Origin of the sequence: Clavibacter sp. MX14-G9D (assembly GCF_032917815.1) — a bacterium.
In the GTDB taxonomy this organism is placed as follows: domain Bacteria; phylum Actinomycetota; class Actinomycetes; order Actinomycetales; family Microbacteriaceae; genus Clavibacter; species Clavibacter michiganensis_K.
Genome location: NZ_JAVCVL010000207.1, coordinates 1 through 4,526, shown reverse-complemented (window position 1 = coordinate 4,526; position 4,526 = coordinate 1). Strand labels below are relative to the sequence as shown.

Annotated in this window: 7 protein-coding genes; 4 read left to right on the top strand and 3 right to left on the bottom strand. The window is 77.6% G+C overall.

The genetic code is table 11. The features are described 5' to 3' along the window. From Q6969_RS13135 to moaA, 3 genes are all read right to left on the bottom strand, one after another. Window positions 1–346 (bottom strand): siderophore-interacting protein (locus Q6969_RS13135; RefSeq protein WP_317230834.1); only part of this gene is annotated, 346 nt, incomplete at its 3' end. A 22-nt stretch (window positions 347–368) separates the two neighbouring features. Then, window positions 369–635 (bottom strand): MoaD/ThiS family protein, encoded by a 267-nt coding sequence (locus Q6969_RS13130; protein ID WP_317230833.1) that lies wholly within the window; start codon window positions 633–635, stop codon window positions 369–371. A 1-nt stretch (window position 636) separates the two neighbouring features. After that, on the bottom strand, window positions 637–1,722 hold the full coding sequence (gene moaA, locus Q6969_RS13125; RefSeq protein ID WP_317230832.1) for a GTP 3',8-cyclase MoaA: 1,086 nt from the start codon (window positions 1,720–1,722) through the stop codon (window positions 637–639). A gap of 93 nt (window positions 1,723–1,815) precedes the next feature. Here moaA and Q6969_RS13120 point away from each other — a divergent pair, with 93 nt between their 5' ends. The 4 genes from Q6969_RS13120 to Q6969_RS13105 form a co-directional block, all read left to right on the top strand. Then, on the top strand, window positions 1,816–2,328 hold the full coding sequence (locus tag Q6969_RS13120; protein WP_317230831.1) for a TOBE domain-containing protein: 513 nt from the start codon (window positions 1,816–1,818) through the stop codon (window positions 2,326–2,328). Window positions 2,329–2,393: 65 nt separating this feature from the next. After that, window positions 2,394–3,140: a molybdate ABC transporter substrate-binding protein gene (modA, locus tag Q6969_RS13115; RefSeq protein ID WP_317230835.1), complete on the top strand. Its 747-nt coding sequence runs from the start codon at window positions 2,394–2,396 to the stop codon at window positions 3,138–3,140. Further along, on the top strand, window positions 3,130–3,942 hold the full coding sequence (locus tag Q6969_RS13110; protein WP_317230830.1) for an ABC transporter permease: 813 nt from the start codon (window positions 3,130–3,132) through the stop codon (window positions 3,940–3,942). The genes modA and Q6969_RS13110 overlap by 11 nt, the downstream gene beginning before the upstream one ends. Beyond that, window positions 3,939–4,526, top strand: a 588-nt coding sequence (locus Q6969_RS13105; RefSeq protein ID WP_317230829.1) for an ATP-binding cassette domain-containing protein, incomplete at its 3' end; no start/stop codon positions are given. The genes Q6969_RS13110 and Q6969_RS13105, both read left to right, overlap by 4 nt.

Sequence of the window (4,526 nt, the reverse complement as noted above, 5' to 3'; positions counted from 1 at the left end):
GGACGAGGAGGTCGACGTCGACCTCCGCGACCTCCGGCCGCACCGCGCGCGGCGTGTACGTGCGCAGCGGGTGCCGCTCGGCGGGCGGCATGCCGGCCACGAGGTGCCGCCAGTCCTCGACCGCGAGGCCGTCCACGTCGCCCGCGAGGGGGCCGGCCCACCCGCCGCCAGCGCCGTCGGGCCGGGGGAGCACCAGCTTGATCCGCTGGTCGAGGCCCCACGGTGCGAACAGGTCGAGCGTCGGCCCCGTGAGCGTCACGCGCACGAACGCCGGGGAGACGCGCACCGTCCGCACCACGCGCGCCTCGAACAGCCGGTACGACGGGTGCGGCACGGCGTAGGGCATCCCGGGAGCGTACCGGGGCGGATCAGCCGCCCGAGAACGGCGGCAGCACGTCCACCGCGCTGCCGGCGGTGAGGGGCGCGTCGCGGTCGGAGGTCGCGACGCCCTCCACGAGGTAGGTGCAGCGGGCGAGCACCGCGGCGGCGTTCGCGGGGTCGTCGGTGCGGGCGGCGCGCGTGCCGAGGGCGTCCATCAGGTCGCCGAGGACGGCGCCGTCGGGCAGCTCGAGCGCGTCGGTCGTGCGGCCGAGGGCGGCCGCGGCGGCGGCGAAGAGCTCCACGGGGACGATCACGTCAGCCCCCGATCGCGCTCATGGAGCGGGCGGGCTGGATGAAGTCGGCGTCGTCCATGCCGTGGCCCTTCGGCTTCGCCCACATCGCGCCGCGCCACAGGTCCGCCACCTCCGCATCGCTCGCACCGGAGCGCAGCGGCGCGAGCAGGTCGGTCTCCGTGTGCGAGAAGAGGCAGCTGCGGACCCCGCCCGTCGCCGTGAGCCGGGTGCGGCGGCAGTCGGCGCAGAACGGCTCGGTGACGCTCGCGATGACGCCGACGCGGCCGAGCATCGCCGTCGCCGCGCCGCCCTCGCGGGAGTGGACCCGCCAGAGCTCGGCCGGGGCGCCGTCGCGCGGGGCCTCGTCGGGCACGAGGACGAAGCGCTCCTCGAGGCGTCCCCGGATCTCGGCCGCCGTGATCATCTCGGCGCGGTCCCACGCGTGGTCGGCGTCGAGCGGCATCTGCTCGATGAAGCGCAGCTGGTGGCCGCCGGCGAGCGCCCAGGCGAGGAGGTCCGCCGCCTGGTCGTCGTTGACGCCGCGCACGAGCACCGCGTTGACCTTCACGGGCGTGAGCCCCGCGGCCGCCGCGGCGTCGATGCCCTCGAGCACCCGGTCGAGGAACGGCCGGCGGGTGATGAGCCGGAACGTCTCGGCGTGCACGGAGTCGAGGGAGACGTTGATGCGGTCGAGGCCCGCGTCCTTCAGCGCCTGCGCGCGGGAGGACAGCCCGATCGCGTTGGTGGTGAGCGAGATCTCGGGCCGGTCGGGGAGCGCGGCGCACGCGGCGATGATCTCGAGCAGGTCGCGGCGGAGGAGCGGCTCGCCGCCCGTGAACCGCACCTGGCGGACGCCGAGGTCGCGCACGCCGATGCGGACGAGCCGCTCGATCTCGGCGAGCTGGAGCGCCTGCCGGTCCGGCGTGAAGGGGAGGCCCTCGGCCGGCATGCAGTACGTGCACCGGAGGTTGCAGCGGTCGGTGAGCGAGATGCGGAGGTCCGTCGCCCGGCGCCCGTGCTGGTCGAGGAGCGCGGGGTCGTCGGGCCGGGCGGGTCCCGGAGCGGCGGCGGGACGCGGAATGGCCGGCATCCCCAGCGAGGTGCTCATGCGCCCAGGCTACGCGGGCGCCGCTGCGGGTCCGACGCGGCGCCGTCCGGGTCGCTGACGTCGCGCCGCGTCTGCGGTCCCTAGGATCGATCCATGACGCAGGACAGGAACCAGGGGCGACGGCGTGCCGCGGATGCCGAGGAGCCGGTCGACGCCTCCCCGGCGCAGGAGCCCGTCCGGTACCGCGTGAGCGAGGCCGCGGCGCTCCTCGGCGTGAGCGACGACACCCTCCGCCGCTGGGCCGACGCCGGCCGGCTCGACCTGGTGCGGGGCGAGGGGCGGCTGATCCAGGTCGACGGCGTGCAGCTCGCCCACCTCGCGACCGAGCTCGCCGCGGACGGGACGCTCGCGGCGCCGGGCGCGCGCCGCCCGCTGGCCTCGGCGCGGAACCGGCTGCCCGGCATCGTCACGCGCGTGGTGCGCGACGGCGTGATGGCGCAGGTGGAGATCCAGGCCGGGCCCTTCCGGGTGGTGTCGCTCATCAGCCGCGAGGCCGCCGACGAGCTGGGGCTCGAGGTCGGCGCGCCCGCCGCGGCGACCGTGAAGGCCACGAACGTGGGCGTCGAGCGGCTGTCGCCCGACGCGCTGACGGGCGGCCGGGCGTGAGGCCGACGGTCCGGATCCGGCGGGGTCGGCTCCTCGCGGCCGTCGCCGCGCTCGCCGTCGCCGGCATGACGGCGGGCTGCGCGGCGGGCGGATCCGTCCCCGCCCCCGGATCCGCGACCGCCGCCCCCGGCGCCCTGTCCGGTGCGCTCGTGGTCCAGGCCGCCGCGTCGCTCACCGGCAGCATGGACGAGGTCGCGCGCGCGTTCGAGGCGGCGCACCCGGGCGTCACCGTGACCGTCTCGTACGGCGGCAGCTCGACGCTCGCGCAGCAGATCGTGCAGGGCGCCCCCGCGGACGTGTTCGCCTCCGCGTCGGACGCCACCATGCAGACGGTGGTGGACGCCGGCGAGACCGCGGGGAGCCCCCGCGTCTTCGCCCGCAACGCCCTCGAGATCGCGGTGCCGCCCGGCGATCCCGGCGGCGTCACCGGCCTCGCCGACTTCGCCGACCCCGACCGCGCCTTCGCCCTCTGCGCGCCCGAGGTGCCGTGCGGCGCCGCGGCCGCCACGGCGTTCCGGGAGGCGGGCGTCACGCCGCGTCCGGACTCGCTCGAGCAGGACGTGCGCGCCGCCCTCACCCGCGTGGAGCTCGGGGAGGTGGACGCGGCGGTCGTCTACGCGACCGACGTGCGCGCCGCGGGCGACCGGGTGCAGGGGATCCCGCTGCCCGACGGGCAGGACGTGACGACCGACTGCGTCGTGGCGCCGCTCGCCGGATCCGCCGCGCCGGAGGCCGCCGACGCGTTCGCCGACTTCGTGGCCGGCGACGAGGCCCGCGCGCTGTTCGCGGACGCGGGGTTCCGTGCGCCGTGACGCCCGGGCCGACCGCGTGCCGGCCCTCCTCTGGATCCCCGCGGGAGCCGCCCTCGCGTTCCTCGTGCTGCCGCTCGCGGCCCTCGTGGTGCGCGCCCCCTGGGCGACCCTCGGGGAGCGGCTCGCGGATCCCGGGATCGCCCGCGCCCTCGGCCTCTCGCTCGGCAGCGCGCTCGCCGCGACCGCCCTCAGCCTCCTGCTCGGGGTGCCGCTCGCGTTCGTGCTGTCGCGCTCGGCGGGCCGCCCGCCCGTCGTGCAGCGGGTGCTGCGCGCGCTCGTGACCGTGCCGCTCGTGCTGCCGCCCGTGATCGGCGGGGGGGCGCTGCTGCTCCTGCTCGGCCGTCGCGGCCTCGTGGGCGGACCGCTCGAGGCGCTCACCGGCATCACCATCCCGTTCACGACGCCGGCCGTGGTGATCGCGGAGACGTTCGTGGCCATGCCGTTCCTCGTGCTCGCCGTGGAGGGGGCGCTGCGCGGCGCCGACCGCCGCTACGAGGACGCCGCCGCGACCCTCGGCGCGAGCCGCTGGACCGTGCTCCGCCGCATCACCCTGCCGCTCGTCGCACCGGGGATCGGGGCCGGGGCCGTGCTCTGCTTCGCGCGGGCGCTGGGCGAGTTCGGGGCGACGCTCACCTTCGCCGGCAGCTTCCCGGGCGTCACGCAGACCATCCCGCTGTCGGCGTACCTGGCGCTGCAGACGGATCCGGACGCCGCCGTCGTCCTCAGCCTCGTGCTGCTCGCCGTGTCGGTCGTCGTGCTCGTGAGCCTCCGCGACCGGTGGACGTCGGGGGTGCACGCGTGACCGGGGGACCGATGGCGGAGGCGCGGGGCCTCGACGCGCGGGTGGTCGTGGCGCGCCCCGCCTTCCGCCTCGACGTCGAGCTGCGCGTCCCCGCCGGGTCCACCGCCGCGGTCGTCGGGCCCAACGGCGCCGGCAAGTCCACGCTCCTCCGGGCGCTCGCCGGGCTCGTGCCCCTCGACGCCGGACGGGTCGCCCTCGACGGCCGCGTGCTGGAGCGCGCGGGGGACGGGGAGGGCGGGGAGCCGGCCGTCCGGATCCCCGTCGAGCGCCGCGGGATCGGCGTGGTGTTCCCCGACCACTTGCTCTTCCCCCACCTCCCAGCGCTCGCGAACGTCGCCTTCGGTCCGCGCGCGCACGGCGTCGCCCGGGCCGAGGCGGAGGACCGGGCGCGCGGCCTCCTCGACCGGCTCGGGATCGGGCACCTCGCCGAGCGCAAGCCCGCGGCCCTCTCCGGCGGGCAGTCCCAGCGGGTCGCGCTCGCCCGCGCCCTCGTGCTCGAGCCGCCGCTGCTCCTCCTCGACGAGCCGATGGCGGCGCTCGACGCGGGCACGCGGCTCGACGTGCGCGACCTCCTCGCCGACGAG

Bases quoted from the DNA above. Each gene is read 5' to 3' on its own strand.
- Q6969_RS13120 (WP_317230831.1), top strand. From the start codon at position 1,816: ATGACGCAGGACAGGAACCAGGGGCGACGGCGTGCCGCGGATGCCGAG.
- modA (WP_317230835.1), top strand. From the start codon at position 2,394: ATGACGGCGGGCTGCGCGGCGGGCGGATCCGTCCCCGCCCCCGGATCC.
- moaA (WP_317230832.1), bottom strand. From the start codon at position 1,722: ATGAGCACCTCGCTGGGGATGCCGGCCATTCCGCGTCCCGCCGCCGCT.